This is a genomic window from Clostridium sp. UBA2485 (assembly GCF_002341865.1).
GTDB lineage: Bacteria > Bacillota > Clostridia > Clostridiales > Clostridiaceae > Clostridium_J.
This window is the reverse complement of record NZ_DDOV01000020.1, coordinates 54,833-73,040: the sequence shown is the minus strand read 5'-3', so window position 1 is coordinate 73,040 and position 18,208 is coordinate 54,833. Positions and strand designations below refer to the sequence as shown.

Genomic DNA, 18,208 nt, shown 5'->3' with positions numbered 1-18,208 from the left:
TCAATGATTGCGGATTTCCCATTTTAATTGCTCTGCTTTTATATTTTCAACAATATTAATATTACTTTCCCCAATTTTTATAATTAAAGCGTATAGTGCAGCGCCATATACTGGCTTTAATATAGGAGTAATCAACTTAATACATTTATTTTCATCTTGAAAATATTTTCTTAGAGGAGCTAAAATATACTCATCTGCATTAAATACTCCTCCTGAGTAAGAAACTAATAACTTTTCTTCAGGTAAAAAATCTAATTTGTCTATTATAGATTTAATAGTTAGGTAAAGTTCAAATGCCGCTTGTGAATAAGCTTTTATTGCAATTTTGTCGTTTTCTTTAGCTGCTTTATATAATAACTTAGCAAGTTTTGCAACTTCCTCTCTCTTCATTTCCATCTTATTCACAACGATATCAAGTAAATCAAAATCATTTTCAATGTGAAATTCTCTTCGAACAATATGATATAAAGGTGTTTTCTCTAATCTCCCATCAACTTCTTTACTAAATATCTCTATGACCTTTTTGCCAAGCCAAAATGCTGAGCCTTCATCTCCACAAAATGGACCCCAACCACTAGATCTAGTAGTCTTACCTCTATAGTCCACGCCGTATCCTATTGCACCTGTTCCAGCCACAATGTTTATTCCAGGGTTACATCCTAGAGAACCTGCCCATGCTACTACAGCATCATTTACGCATTTATATGTATCCTCCATTAGGATACTTTCAACTACTTTTTCAATAATATCAATATCCGCTGATATTTCTCCATATCCTGCAATTCCAATTACAGAAAAATCTATCTCCCATATAGATATATTTGCTTGTTTACAAACCTCTTCTATACCTTCCAACATAACTTTTTCGAATGTTTCTAAAGATGTTTGTTTGTAATGGCAGGTAGGCTTAATGTGATGACCAAGCACCTGTCCATTTTCGTTTATTACGATGAATTCTGTTTTAGTTCCACCTCCATCTACCCCTAAAAAGTTCAAACAAACTCCCCCTATCACTAAAATGTATGAAAATTAAAAATTATTGTAATAGTCCTTCATATTTACTACTTTATCTGTTAATCTTGACTCTTCTGCTGCAAATGCCATCATATGACTTTGTACGGAAACATTAGCAGATGTCAAAGCTTTACCCTTGTTAGATAAGATTAAAGATATAAAATCTTCCATTATCCCTGTATCTCCACCACCATGTCCTCCGATAATTTGCTTAGGATTTAGTACTTTTCTTTCATTTGTATCAAATAATTGAACTTCTATCTCATTTTTACTGTCTATTGCACGAATTTCTCCCTTAGTTCCCATTATTTTAAGGGTTCTATTCACCTGATTGGTAAATGCTGATAAGTTAAAAGTCGCTGTAACATTATTTTCAAATTCTAATATAGTACTTTGATGATCAACTACATTATTGTCACAATTGTATACACATCTTCCATAAGGTCCCTTAGCAACTGCCTTTTTAACCTCATCTATTGTTTGAATTTCAACTATTGCAGTAGTTGGCCATTTTCCAACATTATTGTAATATAACCTAATTGCTGAATAAGGACACTTACTTTCTATTTTACACTCAACACACCTATCTCCTGCACCTTCAGGTTTTCTTTCCTTTTTAAAATAGCTTAACTCACCAAAGGAAGCTATTTTTCTGCAAGGAGTTCCCACTAACCATAATAAGATATCCATATCATGACAAGACTTTTGTAACATTAGAGAACTTGATAAATTTGAATTTCTCCAGTTTCCTCTTACAAAACTATGGCCAAAATGGAAGTATCCAATATTTTCATTATGTTGAATAGACATTATATCCCCTATTTCACCGCTGTCTATTATTTTTTTGATAGTATTAAAGAAAGGTGTATATCTAAGAACATGGCATATCATAAATACTTTGTTATTTTCCTTTGCAAGTATTCCTAATTTCATTACTTCCTCTGGGATACTTGACATAGGTTTTTCTAAAAGTATATGATAATCTTTTTTTAATGCAAGCTTTGCAGGTTCAAAATGTGTTCTATCTGGAGTAGCAATAACCACTGCATCGCAGAATTTATCTTTTTCTAAAAGTTGTTCCCATGATTCAAATTGATACTCTGGCTTTATATTATGTTTTTCTGAAAACTCTTTTCTTTTTATTTCATTTGGTTCTGCTACTGCTACAAATTCTATATGCTCAGGATTTACAAGTGCATAATTTCCATAAATATCTTTACCTCGTTGTCCTGCTCCTATTAATCCAACTCTAATTTTTGACATTTTTAATCCCCCTCAACTAATTAAGATTTCTAAAATATTATGAAATGAATTTCAATCATATTAACCTTTTGTTCCAGTGAAAGCCATCCCTTCAACAAATTGTTTTTGGAATATTAAGAATACAATTATCATAGGCCATATAGCAAGTACCGTTCCAGCCATCATTACTGGGTAGTTAGTTGAATGCTGTCCTTGCATGGAAGCAAGACCTGCTGACAATGTCATCTTATCTATAGAAGTATTTGCAATTAAAGGCCACATTAATGAGTTCCAACAATATAACATTGTACTTATTGCAAGTGCAGTTAATGCCGGTTTAACTAGTGGAAGCATTATCTTAGTCAATATTTGAAAACGATTATAGCCATCCAATACTGCAGCTTCTTCCAATTCCTTTGGAATATTCATAAAAAACTGTTTCATTAAATAAGTACCAAAAGCACTGAACAAACCAGGAAGAATAAGGGCAGGTATTGAATTTAATAATCCTAGTTTTTTAATAATCATAAACTGAGGGATTATAAATATTTGTCCCGGTACCATAAGTACAGATAGTATAAGAATGAATATAAAATTTTTCCCTGGAAAATCAATTCTTGCAAAGGCATATCCTGCCATAGAGCAGAAAACTAGTTGTCCTATAGTGGTTACTATAGTATATACAATAGTATTGTAATAAAATGTTCCATAAGGCAGCGTATCTATAGCCTTCTTATAATTGCTCCACTGTGGTGAAGATGGAAAAATTTTAGGAGGTATTTGTGTTGTTTCTCCTAAGGTTTTAAGTGATGTTAGTATCATCCATATAAATGGTATTGCTGTAGTAATTACTCCTATTATTAAAATAAAATGTATAAGAATTTTTTTATTCTTATTTAAATTTAATTCATTCATTTTCAACTCTCCTAACCTATTCTTACTAATCAACAAATTTCTTTTGTAGTTTAAGTTGAAATGCTGTAATAATGAGTATTATTACAAATAATACTATAGAAATTGCTGATGCATACCCTTTATCAAGATATTCGAATGCATTCTTGTAGAATAGATATACAATAGACATAGTGCTATCTATTGCCATACTAGTCTTACTAATCATCATAAATATTATGTCAAACATTTGAAGAGCACCAATTAATGATGTAATTGAGACAAAGAATATTGTTGGTGCTAATAGTGGTAACGTTATTGAGAAAAATTGTCTTATTGGACCAGCACCATCTATAGTAGCTGCCTCATAATAAGATTTTGGAATTCCCTGAAGCCCTGCAAGAAAGTAAATTATTTTCATTCCGAGTGAACTCCATATGCCTACAATTATTAAAGCTGTCATTGCGTATTTAGGCTCTGCTATCCAAGCATGTCCCTCTAAACCAAGTTTAGCTAAAACATGGTTTATCAAACCATATTGTCCATTGTAAAGCCATTTCCACATGGTAGCAATAGCAGCTGGCATAGTGACAGCTGGCAAGAAAAACAATAATCTATAAAATGAGATTCCTTTTATTTTTAAATTTAATAACGTAGATATGACAATTGCTAAACAAATACTAACAGGAACAGAAACTATGGTAAATTTGAAAGTATTAAGTAATGCTCGTGGAATAGTAGGATCTGAAACAAGTTTTTTATAATTTTCAAGTCCAATCCATGAGTATTTTCCAAAAGAGCCTAAGTCAGTAAAGCTATAATACAGATTCTGAAAAAAAGGTATTATATAAAATATACCCAGTCCTAATAATAATGGTAGTATTAATAAATATCCCCAAAGACAATCATTCAATTTTTTACTTTTAAGTCTACTCTTTCTCTTAGGAGGTTTTTTCTTTTTAATTTCCCTTTCTTCAACAATTAATGTATCCATTTTAATCCCCCTTCTTTAAATCTAAGGAACAGTACAAACTAGGTGAGCTATTTTAAAAAAGTCCAACTAGCTGTACTAATATTAGTTTTTACCTTATTTTTCTTGTTGAAGTACTTTGTCCATTTCCTCACCGATTTTTTTCAATCCTTCTTCAACGGATATTTTTCCAGCCCACATTTGCTTAATGTAATTAATTTCAATATCATTCCATTTTGGCGTGTTTTTTGATGTTGGATACATTATTGAATAGTCCAACTCGTCAATATATGCTTGAAGGTTTAGATTAGGATAAGTTTTTTTCCATATGTCCAATACATCCATACGTGCAGGAATAACCACTCCTGATTTTGCCCAAATTTCATTTGCTTCTTTACCCCCTAGAAACTTTACAAATTCCCAAGCTTCTTTAGGATATTTTGTATTAGCAGAAATGACATTACTCAATCCATGTATTACTGCTGCACGTTCTTTAATTAGTGGCATTACAGTTAAATCAATATGATCTTTTATTAATTCATTTTCCATAAATACAGGTACATCCCATGAAGCTGCGTTAACCATTGCCAATCTCTCCGCCTTAAACATATCTATTTCAGAGGTGTCTGACATTTCTTCTATAGTAGGTGATAATTCATCTTTTATAAGATCTATCCATCTTTGTGTTCCTTCTATAGCTTCCGGAGAACCATATCCTGACTTTTTTCTATCCTCTGAAATTATAAATCCCCCACTTTGAGGTATTGAATTATAAAGACCTTCTTGTGTATCTGGTCTTGCAGCTATTCCATAAACACCTTTTTCTTTATCTGTCAATTTTCTAGCCGCTTCAACCATATCATTCCACGTCCAATTTTCATTTGGATATTCTACACCTTTCTCATCAAACAATTTTTTGTTATACCATAACGCTGTTAAATCCCAATCTTTTGGAATACCATATAGTTTATCATCAACGGTATATAACTTTACTAAGCTTTCTGGATATAAACTTAAGTCCATATTATCTTCCTTCACCTTATCATCAATAGGTAACAGTATTCCATTTGATGCATATTTAACTATATTTGGACCATTAATCCAAAATATATCTGGAAGAACTTCACCAGTGGCAGCAGCTTCTAGTTTTGTCCAATATTGACCAAAAGGCGTTAATTGAATGTCGATTTTAATATTTGAGTTCTGTTCTTCAAATTTGTTAGCTATCTCTCGCAGTATTGGTTCTTGATACTTGTCCCACAATCCAAAGGTCAAAGTTACATTGTCGTCATTACTAGTAGTTTTGTCATTAGTTTCTCCGCTGCATCCAGCAAGCATTGTAGTCACTATAATTACGGAGAGAATAGTGCCAACCATCCTTTTAAATTTCATAATATTTTCCCCCTTAAAATATATGATAGTGTAAAATTCTTCACACTACTTTTTAAATTTTTAATATATATGAAAGGTTACACAGTTTTTTGAATAAAAAATAATGACTTTCTAATTTCATCTTATAATTTACTACTATATATCGACTTACACTATTTAAATATATTTTTATAGCTACTACTCATAACTATAAATTGATACCCCCTTAACTACCCTATTAACAAGTCCACTTGGATTAGGATTATCAGGTTCCACATGATTTTTTACTGAGCATAATAGTGCGAATACTTGAGCGTAAAGTAGATAAAGTAATGATATATGAATTTCATTATCTATTTTAATTGGATATTTGCTTAAATAGAGGTGATAATTTGAGTTTTTTTCAACCTCTTCATCATATTCCTTTGTGATTGAAACTATCTTATGTTCTCCAATATTGCTATAAATTTCATTTAACATATCTTTATCATATTTTCTCGCATAATCATCTATGGAAACATATAAAAATATTAAAGTTTCATCATCAACAATAGACTTAGGACCATGTCTAAATCCTAGTACCGTCTCATTATAAGATATAATTTGCCCCCTAGTTAGTTCTAATAGTTTTAACGAGCTTTCTTTTGAAATTCCAAAGAAACTGCTAGATCCCAAATATACAACCCTATTATAATCATAATCTAATAATTTTTTCTGTTCCTTATATCCATCCTCTAATAGGCGTTCACCAATGTCTGACATTTCATATATCTGTTTCTTATTCTCTTCAAGGTTTTCCATATCAAAAATTAATGATGCTGCAATGGTCATGCAGGTAAAACTACTAGTCATGGCAAATCCTAAATCATTAGATTTATCTGGCATAAGCAATAAAAGAGCATTTTCATTTTCCTCAGACATTTTTGCTAGTTTTCCTTTTGAATTGCATGTAATAAATATATGACTTATATCATCAACTAACTTATTAGCTAAATCATAAACTGCAACACTTTCAGGACTATCCCCTGAACGAGCAAAAGATACTAATATTGTAGGAATATGCTTTTTAAAATATGATTCAGGATTAGAAACTATGTCCGTTGTAGGTATAGCTTCAAAAATATATTCCTTTCTTTTGTTTAAATAAGGAATCACTACTTCCCCTGCATAGGCAGAGGTACCAGCTCCTGTAAATACCACTCTAATCTTTTCCTTTTTAAGTCTTTCATCTATAAACTTGTTAATACTATCTTTATTAGTTTCAATTATTTCTAATGTTTTAAGCCAAAGTTCCGGTTGTTGGTATATTTCTTTAGCTGTGTTAAATCCATTCAGTTCTTTCCATTTATCTTCATTAAATCCAAACATTTCATCACCCTTATCACGTCATAATTACATGATGTCATTATGTCATCATGTTGTAATTACCAGTTAGTTTAAAAAAAATTTATTTTTTTAATAAAACATGGTATTTAAATTTATCTCCTCTTGCAATACCTTTTGTATATTCAATAATCATATTATTTTCATATGTTATTCTCTTTATCATCATTGCAGGCAATCCAGAATTATACTTTAGTATTGCCGCTTCTTCTTCACTAGCTAATACTGGCTGAAATATTTCCTCAGCACAGGTAAAGGTTGTTTTGTATATCTCGGTAAATATATTATACATTGCGTCTTTTTCTAGCTGTTCTTTCGTAAGCCCTGGAAATCTGCTACAAGGTACATAGCTTGTTTCTAACATCATTGGCTCATTATCAGCTAGTCTTAATCTTGTAAATACATAAACTTTTTCTCCTGACAATAAACTCATCTTTTTTGCTAATTCATCATTACATTCTATTGTTTTAAAATCTAATACTTGTGATGATGGTTTCTTTCCTATTTTTTTCATTTCATCAGTAAAGCTATAAAACTCTAAAAGATCTTGTTTCAATTTTTTTGGTGAAACAAAGGTTCCCTTTCCATGTTCTCTATATACATACCCTTCTCTTTCTAATTCTTGCATCGCTTGTCTTACAGTAGATCTACTAACATTGTAAGTTTCACACAGCTCTCTTTCTGAAGGTAGTTGATCATTTTCATTCAAATATCCATGGTCCATCATTTCTATAAGAATATCTATCAACTGGTAATATAATGGTATTCTACTTTCTTTATTTATGCTCTTCATAGTTTCCACCTACAATTATTTTTATTACTGGTACGTACCACATATTTAAATGTTATATTATTTTTCATATACTGTCAATACAATTTAATAATTTATTTTATTAATAATTAAATTTAAAATTAATATTTATTTTTATAAGACCTTTAGTCCGTTATCTTGCCTTAATAAATATCTAAAAAAGTTAAGTGTTAAATTAAGCTTATTTCTTAAATACGTAAATTTCGATTTCTTCTACATCTTTTTTACATTTTCAATTACATTTAATCTACAAATTATATCTTGATAATCCTTTTCTCGCTTCTCTTGCTTCAAATCTATTTTTTCTTCCATTCTTAATATGTAAAAGATGCGACTAATACTATCTATACCTGTATTTAAAGTATTGGTCGTTCGTATATCTCTATTTGATTATTTATGTCATCCATAGCGCTTATAGTTGAATTTAAGGCTTGTGTAACTTGCTATAATGATCTAGTCATTTAATCAAATATTCTTAGATTTGTAGATACAGTTGCCATATCACCATCTCACTTTCAAAACATAATAAAAGCACTTACAAATGTAAGTACTTTAAAATTATTTTAATCCAACTTGTGCTTTCCCTTGTACTTCGTTATTAATGAATGTTACATTAGCATTTGATCCAGCTACTCCATTTCCATACCATGTAATTATTGTGTTATTTATACCATTCATTTCAACTTGTGATGAAACAGTACCTTTGCTTCCTACAATTTCTGCTACTTCTTCATATGTCATTCCTGTTTCTATATTATTGTATTCCTCTAATGTTATATATTCACTATTATCAGAAACACCAGAAACAGATTTTTGTATTGAATCATTCTGCATAGCAGCAAAGAATACTGTTCCTATCCCTAGTATAATAAAAATTAAGATAGACATTAAGCATCCTCGTTTTTTTCTAGGCTTTCTACTTTTTTGTGCAATGTTATCTTTACTAAAATCATTACCACATTTCTCACAAAATTTAGCGTTGTCCTTTATTTTCTCTCCACAGTTTGAACAATATTTAGTCATTAATATAAATCCCCCATATATACCAATTTTTTCTTTATTATTTTAATTTTAGCAGAAAGTGACATATTATTCAATATTATCTTCTCTTTCTTCTTTAGATATTTTAGCAAGTGTACTAGGAAAGTTTTTAAGTCTATAGGTGGTATGGTGAGCATACATTGTCTCCCTACCACCTTACCTTTACACATAATAAAAACACCTACCAATGTAAGTGTTTTTATTATGTATTACTTTTATCTAATATTATATTTAAACTCTTGGTTATTAGCTTTTATGATAATTGCTAAAGGTTTATTATCGCTCTCCATACTTTCAGGCACTGTCGCTAGAAAGTGAAGTATTCCATTTGCTAATGGTTCTATTGATGTTATATTAGTATAAGTAAAATCTGATCCATCATCATATTCTATTGTTGAAAATGTACCATATTCATATTTATTATAAAGAATTTTAACTGATAAAAATTCATCTGCCATTTTCTCATCTGGTAGGAGATTCTTTATATTTATAACAGATTCAAAAAGTGTTTTCCCTTCACCTTCAGCCTCATAGTAAGAATAAACACCTTTTGCATTCGGTGGACTTATTATTTTATCAAACTTAGTATCCTCAATTGTTAATTCACAATAATCATCTACACTAACTACTTCACCTTTTTTGATTTCTTTTATTTCTGAACTCTTGTCTTTTTTAACATCTTCTTTTTTAGTATCTTCCTCTTTTTTACTATTATTATCTTCTACTACCTCATTATTTTTTTGAGGTTCTAAATCTGTTTTTTGCTTACAAGCACTGACTGTAAAAAGTAATGTAATGATAAGTAATATACTTGCTATTTTTTTCATATGTCTCTCCTTTATTGCCAATATTTCATTTCTATAATAGCAAAGCATAACTTATTAAACAAGCATTTCCTTTATCTTTTTGCTTTATTTCAAATAGTTTTCTCTTTTTCTTCATGCAAATCTATTGAAGCATATATACCGTTTCATTTCTAAGTATATCTCTAAGAACGTTAGATAGAATTTTAAATCTATGGGAACTTAGTTAGCATAACTAACCTTACCATCACCTCACTTTTACATATAATAAAAACACTTACTAATGTAAGTGCTTTTATTATTAAAATACATTTCTAACTTAATTTTTTACTTTATATTCTGATTGAGTTTTCGTATAATTTTCTATATTCCTTATTACTTCTTCAGCACTGATTTTCTCTTCCTCAGGCTCTATAATTTCATATTCAGCATCTGGAGTTAATGTTATATTATCTTGTTTTGGAATTTGTCCTGTCTCTTGTAAGTAATCTGATACTATGTTTTCAGCTTTTATAGTGCTCACAAGTATCCAATCCTCATAAAGCTTACCAAACTTATTTCTAAACCACTTTGTTGTATATTGATTAGAATATCTAAATAGTGAGTATATATCTCCTACTCTATTACGTATTTTTATCCCATCATCATTTGTCCATTCTACAATTTTATTTAAATCAGCTTTTCTTATATCTTTTAACTCTACGTTTAAAATACTTCCATCTAGCTTATAGTAAATATCAGCGATACTTTCATATTCATGTCCTATAAGTTTTTTCCACCCTGCCATTTCTCCCGTTGCAGGTTTTGATTGTAATTTTTCCTTTTTATATGGAAACCATTTTTTATATACATCATATGGAACTTCATTTTGAGGAATCATTCCTACATATGTTGTTGAAGTTGGCTCATAATAGTTGCAATTAGTTCCCAGTATTTCACATACCTCTTGTAATGATATAAAAGTATTATTATTGTAAAGAATATTATTAGTATTCATTTTTTTTCCATGAATTTTAATACTACCACTATTGAAAGTAGCATTAATATTGGCTAAATCTTTCGAAATAAGTATTTCTTTTGTAGTTTTATCCGTCTGCTTGATATTTTTCCAAGAATCAATAACATTTTTAGGAACTTCTCCAGCAGGTACCTGCCCTATATATGTTGTCTTAGTTTTTTCATAATAGTAAACATTCATATTAAATAGCTTAGCAATACTATTTATTGGCAGATATATTTTATTGTTATATAACATTCTGTTGTCATTAAAACTAACCCCATTGACTTTAACGTTGGTTTTATTAAATGTTACCTTTATATCTTTTTTATTTGTACTTGCAAATGCAGAAACTGGTGTAATAATAAGAATAGTGATGACTAAAAAAACCAATATTTTTCTCATTTTTACTTTCATTATAATTGCCTCCTTATTTACTATATTATAACAACATTGTATTTAAGAGTCTACTCTTCAATAGCTATCTTTTCCTTTTAGTATCATTATCCCAAGGTATAGATTTAAAGTTGTTCAAACTAGGTTAGATCATAAAGATATAACTATAATATAGTTATATTACTGAAGATATTCAGAAAAAAGCTACTAATGAAGCAGTAAAGATATTTAACTTTTAGACTGGCATAAGAATAGTAAAATCAGAACCACCCGTAAAACGGGTGGTTTGCTTTAGCCCTATAAGAGCATATTACTGACCGTGCTGCTTGCACATCGAATGATTTGCCAACCGCAGATTTTTACTAACTACCCCTAAAGGGGTTTATTCTACCTGCTCTTCTTTACTGGCTCACCCGTAAACGGGTCAATATATTCTTTTAAACTTAATTGCTCATATGCTATATCTTCTTGTATTTGATTTTTTATATATTCTTCAATTACTTTTTTATTACGCCCAACCGTATCAACATAATATCCCTTACACCAAAATTGTCTATTTCCATACTTATATTTTAGATTAGCATGTCTATCAAAAATCATAAGAGAATTTTTTCCTTTTAAGTATCACATAAATTGAGCTACACTTAATTTATGTGGAATACTAACTAACATGTGTATATGATCCTTGCATGCATTTGCTTCTATTATTTCTACACCCCTATGCTCACATAACTTTCTCAATATTACTCCAATATCAACTTTTATCTTTCCATATATTGTTTATCTCCTATACTTAGGTGCAAACACTATGTGATATTTACAATTCCACTTGCTATGTGCTAAACTGTTATTGTTGATTATGAACTCCTCCCTTGTATTTCAAGTATTGGTCGGCAAACCTAATACTTATTTTACTAAAGGAGGATTTTTTTTTACTCATAGCTAGAAGCTTTTTAGAACCACAGGTTATACCTGTGGTTCTAAAAAGCCCTGGCACAGACCAGGACTTTAGATGTATTGATTTATTTTATATACTAAGTATGCACTAGCAAATAGTATAATTTTAAGTTAGTATCTACGTAGGGAAAACAAAGCATTGAATCCCTTCAAATATATATCTTCCGCTACCATATCCAAGTTCATTGAAGTTTGTAGTATAGAAATGGTCGGTATTGTCATTATTATAATAGCGATAAAGAGGTACTGTATCTTGTATTTGATTAGGATATACATAGCATTGAATTCCTTCAAGCGTATAGCCATTTTTACCATATCCAAGTTCATTAAAGTTTGTAGTATAAAAATGGTCAACATTTTTATTATTGTAATAACGATAAAGAGGAACGGTACCTTGCATTTGATTTAGATATACATAGCATTGAATTCCTTCAAGTGTATAATCATCTTTGCCTCCTTTTAATTCATTAAAATCTGTAGTATAAAAATGATCGATATCTTCATTATTATAATAGCGATAGAGAGGTGCTGTATCTTGCATTTGAGGATATACATAACATTGAATTCCTTCAAACGTATAACCATTTTTACCATATCCAAGTTCATTAAAGTTTGTAGTATAGAAATGGTCGGTATTGTCATTGTTATAATAGCGATAGAGAGGGACTGTACCTTGTATTTGATCGGGATATACATAGCATTGAATTCCTTCAAGCGTATAGCCATTTTTACCATATCCAAGTTCACCAAAATCTGTAGTATAAAAATGATCAGCATTTTTATTATTATAATAACGATAAAGAGGGACAGTATCTTGGATTTGATTTAGATATACATAGCATTGAATTCCTTCAAGTATATAATCATCTTTGCCTCCTTTTAATTCATTAAAATCTGTAGTATAAAAATGATCGATATTCTCATTATTATAATAGCGATAGAGAGGAACCGAACCAGGTGCTTGTGCACGAAAATCTTCATTAATATAATTAGAAGTCCACATAAATTTTCTCCTTGTCTTTGATAATACCAAAATAATCCTAATACAGTTTATGAATACAGAATTGATAAGTTCCTATTTTTAACAAGTTCCACTGTTCCCTTCTGTGAATTTAATTCCTTATTGACTTTGACAGTTATAACTCCTAATATATAATTCGATAATACCAATATTAAGAGTGTTTGAAATATAATATCAAATTCTCCAACTAAATAATTTATAGCTACAATTAATGCAACCAGAACTCCACCTGTTAGAGCTATCTACTTTACAGTCGTTAATCTTAAAAAAGCACCTTTAACTATTTTTAGCATATTGCACTTCTCTTTTCATAAAAATATGCAATAAAAAGACCTCTATGATCCATTATCGTACACTTTAAATTTGTGCTAATTTTTTCCTGAGTAGTTAAATATCCTGCTATGAATATTTGATAATATTCTGGAATATTCTATATATTCCAGAATCCTGCCTTTACTAAGAAAGTATAAGTATTTACCAGATGCTCTTTAAAATCCTTTTAATATGCCTTTACTTACTAAAGTTTTTATTTCCAGATACTATTAGTGTTACATTTATTCTTTTAAAGATATATCTCATGCATACTATTCCTCTTTCCCCATCATAAACTTTAATTTTTAATATATCTAACTTTTAGAATGATAAAACTTAAAACACTAAGTCATAAACCCAATGTTTTAAATGATATGAGGAAGTCTATAAACCAAGTCCTGTATTCAAAAAAAGTAATATCAAAGCATATTTTTAATATTAAAATATACTCTCCATGACTTATAATCACAGATAAATATTTTAATATACTTTTTAATACTTAATTAGGTAACAAAACGGTGATAAATTTTATTTTGCTACTCTAATTATTATTATTCTATTTTATGTTAATAATTTTATAGCTTTTAAGTTTTTCATTGATAATTTAGTAAATTAAAAAGAATTACTAGGTACAATAAAGTGGACCCCTTGTCAAGGACAAATTAAAAAAGACTAGGAAACTAGAAGCAGATTTCTGTACTTTACAGGAGTCTGCTTTTTAAGATTCCATTGACCTCTTTCATTATTATAATAATACATATATTCATCTATCATAAATTCCAATTCTTCGAAGCACTCACAGCTTTTATAATCTATTTCATCTTTAAGATGAGCAAAAAACGATTCCTGCGGAGCATTTTCCCAACAGTTACCACGTCTAGACATTGACTGATCTAACTTATTTTTCTTAAGAAGTTCTTGGAATTTTGGGTTAGTATAATGAACACCTTGGTCTGAACGAATAAATGCTTCTGGATGAAGTATCTTCTTATTATTTTTCATTAAGATATCTATCGTATCAAGTGCTATATCAAGTTTTAAGCTATTAGAAAGCTTATGAGCAAGTATTTCTTACTACAAGAGTCTTTAATGGTGGATAGATATGCCATGTTACCATTCGTACAGGAGATACGTGATATCTGTTAAAAGCGCCTTACCTGCCACTTCTTGTTTAAATTCACGATTAAGTTAACAGTATGCTCTCTAGTGGCCTTCATCATTCTTCTATATGGATTTGCCTTTCTAACTTTGCATTTCACTCCATACTTTCTCATAATCCTTTGAATACATTTTCTATTCATAATAATTCCAAATACATTTTCAACAATCATTTTAACTTGGCGAGAGCCTTTAGGTTTATTCTTGTACTTAATAGCCTTAACAATAACTTCTTTAGGCTTTAAATCATGTTCTTCCTTACTCTGACGAGTATCTCTAGAATTTAAATGATTATAGTATCCATAAGTAGAAACGTTAGCAATCTCACATAAATGCGATGCCATTCTATTAGCTTTTAGAGTATCAACTGTAGATTTTATAAGCTCGAAAATAAGAGCAGGTTGTAACTTATTTTTTCTCACCTGCCTTTCGCTCAGCTCTAGCTTTTTTAGCATATTAGCCTCAGCTTTCCAATATTCAATCTCTGCTTGTTGCTTTACTACAATTTCTTCAAGCGTTAGCTCTCTCGATAATGGGCGACCACTGTTAAATTTACGAGTATTTCGTAATCCTAGAGCACCGTTCTCTTTGAAGGCCTTTCGCCACCTTTTACCAGCATTATAAATTCGATTTTCCCCAATAATGTCTATATCAAAGCCAGCTTCGCTGAAAATCTCGCAGGGGATTTTCCTAATTTGTTTTCTGAAATAAAATGAACCTTAAAATCATCAGTATAAGTTATCCCACGTTCGCTTACTGATTTAACATATTTGTTCTTTGAAAGTTTTTTGATTTCTATATCAGAAAAAGTTTTCTTACTCATAAATTCCACACCTTTCTTTAAGTTTAATTTTACGATAAAATACCCTATGAAAAAACAGTCTTTTTTTACTGTCCACTTCATAGAGTCCATTTCACAATTCCTAATAATCCTTTTTGTTTATAACATTAATATGTTAAGGTTCGACGAGAATGGATGTAAGCCGAGAAGTATATTCTATAATATTTAAATACATCCTATGTTAAGGTTAAACGTAATACAGAAAAACTGTTAGAATGTTCAAGTTTAGGATTTAAATACATCTCATGTTAAGGTTCAACCACTGCAATCAAGCCATTCTTTATTAGAAATTTTCCCAGCCGTTTTGTGTTTCTTAAAATTTAACAAATAAACTCTTATCAACCTTTGAATTTTCAATGACTTAATAAGGTTTTAATTTTAAATATGGTTGGTAAAATAATCTTTGCCTTACTTATTCTACAACTATTTAAATTTTCCTTTTATAAAGTAGAAAATAGTCTCCATTTCTAGAGACTACTCTTGTTATTTTAATATATCAACTTTGATTTCTTTTTTTTAATTCTTTTAGATTGTTTTTATATTCTTCTTTTATTTCCTTTATTTTAGCTTTATCTTCGTCACTTACCTTATCACCTTTTCCGTATTCTTGTATAACTATATAATAATCCATATTCAAAAGGAAAACTTCACCACAAGTTTCTTTTATCTTCCCTTCTACAGAACTTTCATCTCTCATTTTTATAAACTTATCAAAGGTATCTTTATTTTCATCATATGTCTTACTAACTTCATTATATTCATCATACGTTTTGCAATTCATGTAATTATCAAGCATTTTATAATTTATTTTTGCCAATTCCCAAAATTCTTCTCTTACTCCATCTGGAATTTTATTAGAGCTACACCCAACTAGCATTAATGAAAATGCGACCATTAATAATATTCCTTTTGTTATTCTTTTTAAACTCTTCATCTCATATCCCCCTATTAGTTTAATTATGTCATTGACCATTTTACATTATTAAATAAATAATTGTAATTTTTTTAAATAAATATAATATGTTTGAATTTTTCCAAATAAAAAGAAGGTAGTTCCTGACCTAAGTTAAGAACTACCTTTAAATTACATTATATCATTAAATTGCGCAATATATAATCCAATCTATTTATAAAAACTATGAATATAAATTTGTTAATTTATCTATAGGTAATTCTTCTGAATTGCTTAAATCAATAAAATATGGAAGTTGCCACTTTTGAGTCTTTATAGCTTGATTACTGATTGTAATATCCCAAATAGGATAAACTCTCATTGCCATCTTGCCTTTTTGTAAACAGGTTCTCAATATTTTCTTTTTTAGAAGTATTTCTTTAGGAAAAACGAATTGTCCTAGTTTATTATCCGTAATACAAGTGATAACTAATAAGTCAGGTGCTGATTCATAGGGAAATGCTTGATTTTTCATATTTTCATCTTTCTCCCAAAAAGAAACAAATTGCCCGACTTTATTAGGAGTAACTTTAGACATTCTGAATCGGATTGTTCTGTGGTTCAATTGAAATGTGCCGCCAGCATATTCTGAATTTTGTTTTTCTTCATGTAGATTCGTGACTACTAGATTATTCGGATCATAGATCCTATTGTTTAACTCCGTAATTGCGTCATTAAATTTACTCATAGAATGGCCTCCTCATTTTTTATAATACTTTAATAGTAATCGAACTATAGTTCTAAATCAATGAAAAATCTCATTAATGTCTTATCGTGACAAAGTATTAATGATACAAACTAATCTGCAAAATATTATAGTTCTCCCTCCCCTATTTAGAAATTTATTAAGAAAAAGTAAAAAATAGATAGGTCCTAGATTTCACCCTAGAAACTATCTTTAAACTATAATATATCTATATATTCTACATACACATAACCACCATGCTCAGAATGATAAATGTGTATCCAATTATCCTCTTTCCTATATAATCTTACTTTTTCTCCATGCTTCAAAACACCTAGTATTTTGCTATTAGTAGATTTACATTTTTTTATATTTAAACCGTCCTTTGCGGTTACTATTCCATACTTTCCATCTAAAGAATACCAATTACTATTATTAGGTATAGACTTGCCTGTAATTACTTCTACAATTGCATTAGCTAATCTTTCTGCACCTACTTTTTTATATAACTCTACATTTGCCTTACTGTCTACAAAAAAACATTCTATAATCATAGAGCTATGGTTTATTAAGTTTAAGTCTGGTAAACTATTTTGTTCACTAATTCTTCTATTTTTAAAACCTAAGTTTTCTAAGATTTTAAGTATTCTTTGTTCTATAGCTCTTGCTTTATTATCTTCTGGACAAATTAAAACTTCTGTTTCTCTTAAATCGTCTGTTTGTTCATAACAATTTAAATGAGCGGAGATAAAAGAAAATAATAAAAATAGTTATTCTATTAATGTTTTCGCTTTCTCCAATTCCTTATGAGTTTTTCAAACAAAATAATACTATTATGCTTTTAAAATTTATTCATTTATTAGAATTTTTTATAAAATTTGTATATAAAAACATAATCCCCCTATATATTTTAAAGGAATTTCAATAATTTTGTATAATAGTAGTTTAACTTTTAGACTGGCACAAGAATGGCAAAATAAAAAACACTAAGTCATAAACCTAGTGTTTTCAATGGTACGAGTAAACCTATAAGCCGAGTTCTGTATTTGACAATCATCTATCTAGGCCCATTGTTACCAATGGGCTCAAGCGACACACCCGAAGGCGGGACGGGCAATCCCATTTACCTTCCTATTCGGTCTTGCTCCAGGTGGGGTTTACATAGCCGTACAGTCGCCAGTACGCTGGTGAGCTCTTACCTCGCCTTTCCACCCTTACCTAAGTAAACTTAGGCGGTATCTCTCTGTTGCACTTTCCTTAGAGTTGCCTCCACTGGGGGTTACCCAGCACCCTGCCCTATGGAGCTCGGACTTTCCTCTCCTGAATAAATCAGCAGCGATTGTCTGGCTTACTCGCAAAATAT

At 29.9% G+C, this 18,208-nt stretch carries 16 protein-coding genes, 1 other RNA gene and 2 pseudogenes; all 19 read right to left on the bottom strand.

The window, feature by feature from the left end:
• The 19 genes and pseudogenes from B3603_RS02905 to rnpB all read right to left on the bottom strand — a co-directional run bounded on the left by B3603_RS02905 (nt 1) and on the right by rnpB (nt 18,200).
• Nucleotides 1-996: an N-acetylglucosamine kinase gene (locus B3603_RS02905; RefSeq protein WP_291560532.1), complete on the bottom strand. Its 996-nt coding sequence runs from the start codon at nt 994-996 to the stop codon at nt 1-3.
• A 33-nt stretch (nt 997-1,029) separates the two neighbouring features.
• Nucleotides 1,030-2,277 (bottom strand): Gfo/Idh/MocA family protein, encoded by a 1,248-nt coding sequence (locus tag B3603_RS02900; RefSeq protein WP_291560530.1) that lies wholly within the window; start codon nt 2,275-2,277, stop codon nt 1,030-1,032.
• 60 nt (nt 2,278-2,337) lie between these two features.
• Nucleotides 2,338-3,171, bottom strand: coding sequence for a carbohydrate ABC transporter permease (locus B3603_RS02895; protein ID WP_291560527.1), 834 nt, complete (start codon nt 3,169-3,171; stop codon nt 2,338-2,340).
• 25 nt (nt 3,172-3,196) lie between these two features.
• A complete protein-coding gene (locus B3603_RS02890) occupies nt 3,197-4,141 on the bottom strand; it encodes a carbohydrate ABC transporter permease (RefSeq protein ID WP_291560525.1) in 945 nt (314 codons plus the stop codon).
• A gap of 93 nt (nt 4,142-4,234) precedes the next feature.
• On the bottom strand, nt 4,235-5,509 hold the full coding sequence (locus tag B3603_RS02885) for an ABC transporter substrate-binding protein (protein ID WP_291560523.1): 1,275 nt from the start codon (nt 5,507-5,509) through the stop codon (nt 4,235-4,237).
• 177 nt (nt 5,510-5,686) lie between these two features.
• Nucleotides 5,687-6,856 carry an SIS domain-containing protein gene (locus B3603_RS02880; protein WP_291560521.1) on the bottom strand — a complete coding sequence of 390 codons (1,170 nt, stop codon included), beginning with the start codon at nt 6,854-6,856 and terminating at the stop codon, nt 5,687-5,689.
• A gap of 79 nt (nt 6,857-6,935) precedes the next feature.
• Nucleotides 6,936-7,664, bottom strand: coding sequence for a GntR family transcriptional regulator (locus B3603_RS02875; RefSeq protein ID WP_291560518.1), 729 nt, complete (start codon nt 7,662-7,664; stop codon nt 6,936-6,938).
• 231 nt (nt 7,665-7,895) lie between these two features.
• On the bottom strand, nt 7,896-7,994 hold the full coding sequence (locus B3603_RS02870; protein ID WP_396152314.1) for a hypothetical protein: 99 nt from the start codon (nt 7,992-7,994) through the stop codon (nt 7,896-7,898).
• Between the two features lie 246 nt (nt 7,995-8,240).
• Nucleotides 8,241-8,705 (bottom strand): zinc-ribbon domain-containing protein, encoded by a 465-nt coding sequence (locus tag B3603_RS02865; RefSeq protein WP_291560516.1) that lies wholly within the window; start codon nt 8,703-8,705, stop codon nt 8,241-8,243.
• A 233-nt stretch (nt 8,706-8,938) separates the two neighbouring features.
• Nucleotides 8,939-9,550 carry a lipoprotein gene (locus B3603_RS02860; protein WP_291560513.1) on the bottom strand — a complete coding sequence of 204 codons (612 nt, stop codon included), beginning with the start codon at nt 9,548-9,550 and terminating at the stop codon, nt 8,939-8,941.
• A gap of 295 nt (nt 9,551-9,845) precedes the next feature.
• A complete protein-coding gene (locus B3603_RS02855; RefSeq protein ID WP_291560512.1) occupies nt 9,846-10,940 on the bottom strand; it encodes a stalk domain-containing protein in 1,095 nt (364 codons plus the stop codon).
• A gap of 366 nt (nt 10,941-11,306) precedes the next feature.
• Nucleotides 11,307-11,780 (bottom strand): annotated as a pseudogene (gene tnpA / locus B3603_RS02850) (IS200/IS605 family transposase).
• A gap of 214 nt (nt 11,781-11,994) precedes the next feature.
• Nucleotides 11,995-12,879, bottom strand: coding sequence for a hypothetical protein (locus B3603_RS02845; RefSeq protein ID WP_291560510.1), 885 nt, complete (start codon nt 12,877-12,879; stop codon nt 11,995-11,997).
• Nucleotides 12,880-12,926: 47 nt separating this feature from the next.
• Nucleotides 12,927-13,097 carry a phage holin family protein gene (locus B3603_RS23185; RefSeq protein WP_414632363.1) on the bottom strand — a complete coding sequence of 57 codons (171 nt, stop codon included), beginning with the start codon at nt 13,095-13,097 and terminating at the stop codon, nt 12,927-12,929.
• Between the two features lie 784 nt (nt 13,098-13,881).
• A pseudogene (locus tag B3603_RS02840) lies at nt 13,882-15,190 on the bottom strand (IS3 family transposase).
• 514 nt (nt 15,191-15,704) lie between these two features.
• Entirely contained in the window at nt 15,705-16,142 is a 438-nt protein-coding gene (locus B3603_RS02835) for a hypothetical protein (protein WP_291560507.1), read from the bottom strand.
• A gap of 202 nt (nt 16,143-16,344) precedes the next feature.
• Entirely contained in the window at nt 16,345-16,848 is a 504-nt protein-coding gene (locus tag B3603_RS02830) for a MepB family protein (RefSeq protein WP_291560505.1), read from the bottom strand.
• A 215-nt stretch (nt 16,849-17,063) separates the two neighbouring features.
• Nucleotides 17,064-17,594 (bottom strand): SH3 domain-containing protein, encoded by a 531-nt coding sequence (locus B3603_RS02825; protein WP_291560607.1) that lies wholly within the window; start codon nt 17,592-17,594, stop codon nt 17,064-17,066.
• A 264-nt stretch (nt 17,595-17,858) separates the two neighbouring features.
• Nucleotides 17,859-18,200, bottom strand: an RNA gene (gene rnpB / locus B3603_RS02820) — RNase P RNA component class A.
• Between the last annotated feature and the right edge of the window lie 8 nt (nt 18,201-18,208).

Bases quoted from the DNA above. Each gene is read 5' to 3' on its own strand.
- B3603_RS02900 (WP_291560530.1), bottom strand. From the start codon at position 2,277: ATGTCAAAAATTAGAGTTGGATTAATAGGAGCAGGACAACGAGGTAAA.
- B3603_RS02895 (WP_291560527.1), bottom strand. From the start codon at position 3,171: ATGAATGAATTAAATTTAAATAAGAATAAAAAAATTCTTATACATTTT.
- B3603_RS02890 (WP_291560525.1), bottom strand. From the start codon at position 4,141: ATGGATACATTAATTGTTGAAGAAAGGGAAATTAAAAAGAAAAAACCT.
- B3603_RS02885 (WP_291560523.1), bottom strand. From the start codon at position 5,509: ATGAAATTTAAAAGGATGGTTGGCACTATTCTCTCCGTAATTATAGTG.
- B3603_RS02880 (WP_291560521.1), bottom strand. From the start codon at position 6,856: ATGTTTGGATTTAATGAAGATAAATGGAAAGAACTGAATGGATTTAAC.
- B3603_RS02875 (WP_291560518.1), bottom strand. From the start codon at position 7,664: ATGAAGAGCATAAATAAAGAAAGTAGAATACCATTATATTACCAGTTG.
- B3603_RS02870 (WP_396152314.1), bottom strand. From the start codon at position 7,994: ATGGAAGAAAAAATAGATTTGAAGCAAGAGAAGCGAGAAAAGGATTAT.
- B3603_RS02865 (WP_291560516.1), bottom strand. From the start codon at position 8,705: ATGACTAAATATTGTTCAAACTGTGGAGAGAAAATAAAGGACAACGCT.
- B3603_RS02860 (WP_291560513.1), bottom strand. From the start codon at position 9,550: ATGAAAAAAATAGCAAGTATATTACTTATCATTACATTACTTTTTACA.
- B3603_RS02855 (WP_291560512.1), bottom strand. From the start codon at position 10,940: ATGAAAGTAAAAATGAGAAAAATATTGGTTTTTTTAGTCATCACTATT.
- B3603_RS02845 (WP_291560510.1), bottom strand. From the start codon at position 12,879: ATGTGGACTTCTAATTATATTAATGAAGATTTTCGTGCACAAGCACCT.
- B3603_RS02835 (WP_291560507.1), bottom strand. From the start codon at position 16,142: ATGAAGAGTTTAAAAAGAATAACAAAAGGAATATTATTAATGGTCGCA.
- B3603_RS02830 (WP_291560505.1), bottom strand. From the start codon at position 16,848: ATGAGTAAATTTAATGACGCAATTACGGAGTTAAACAATAGGATCTAT.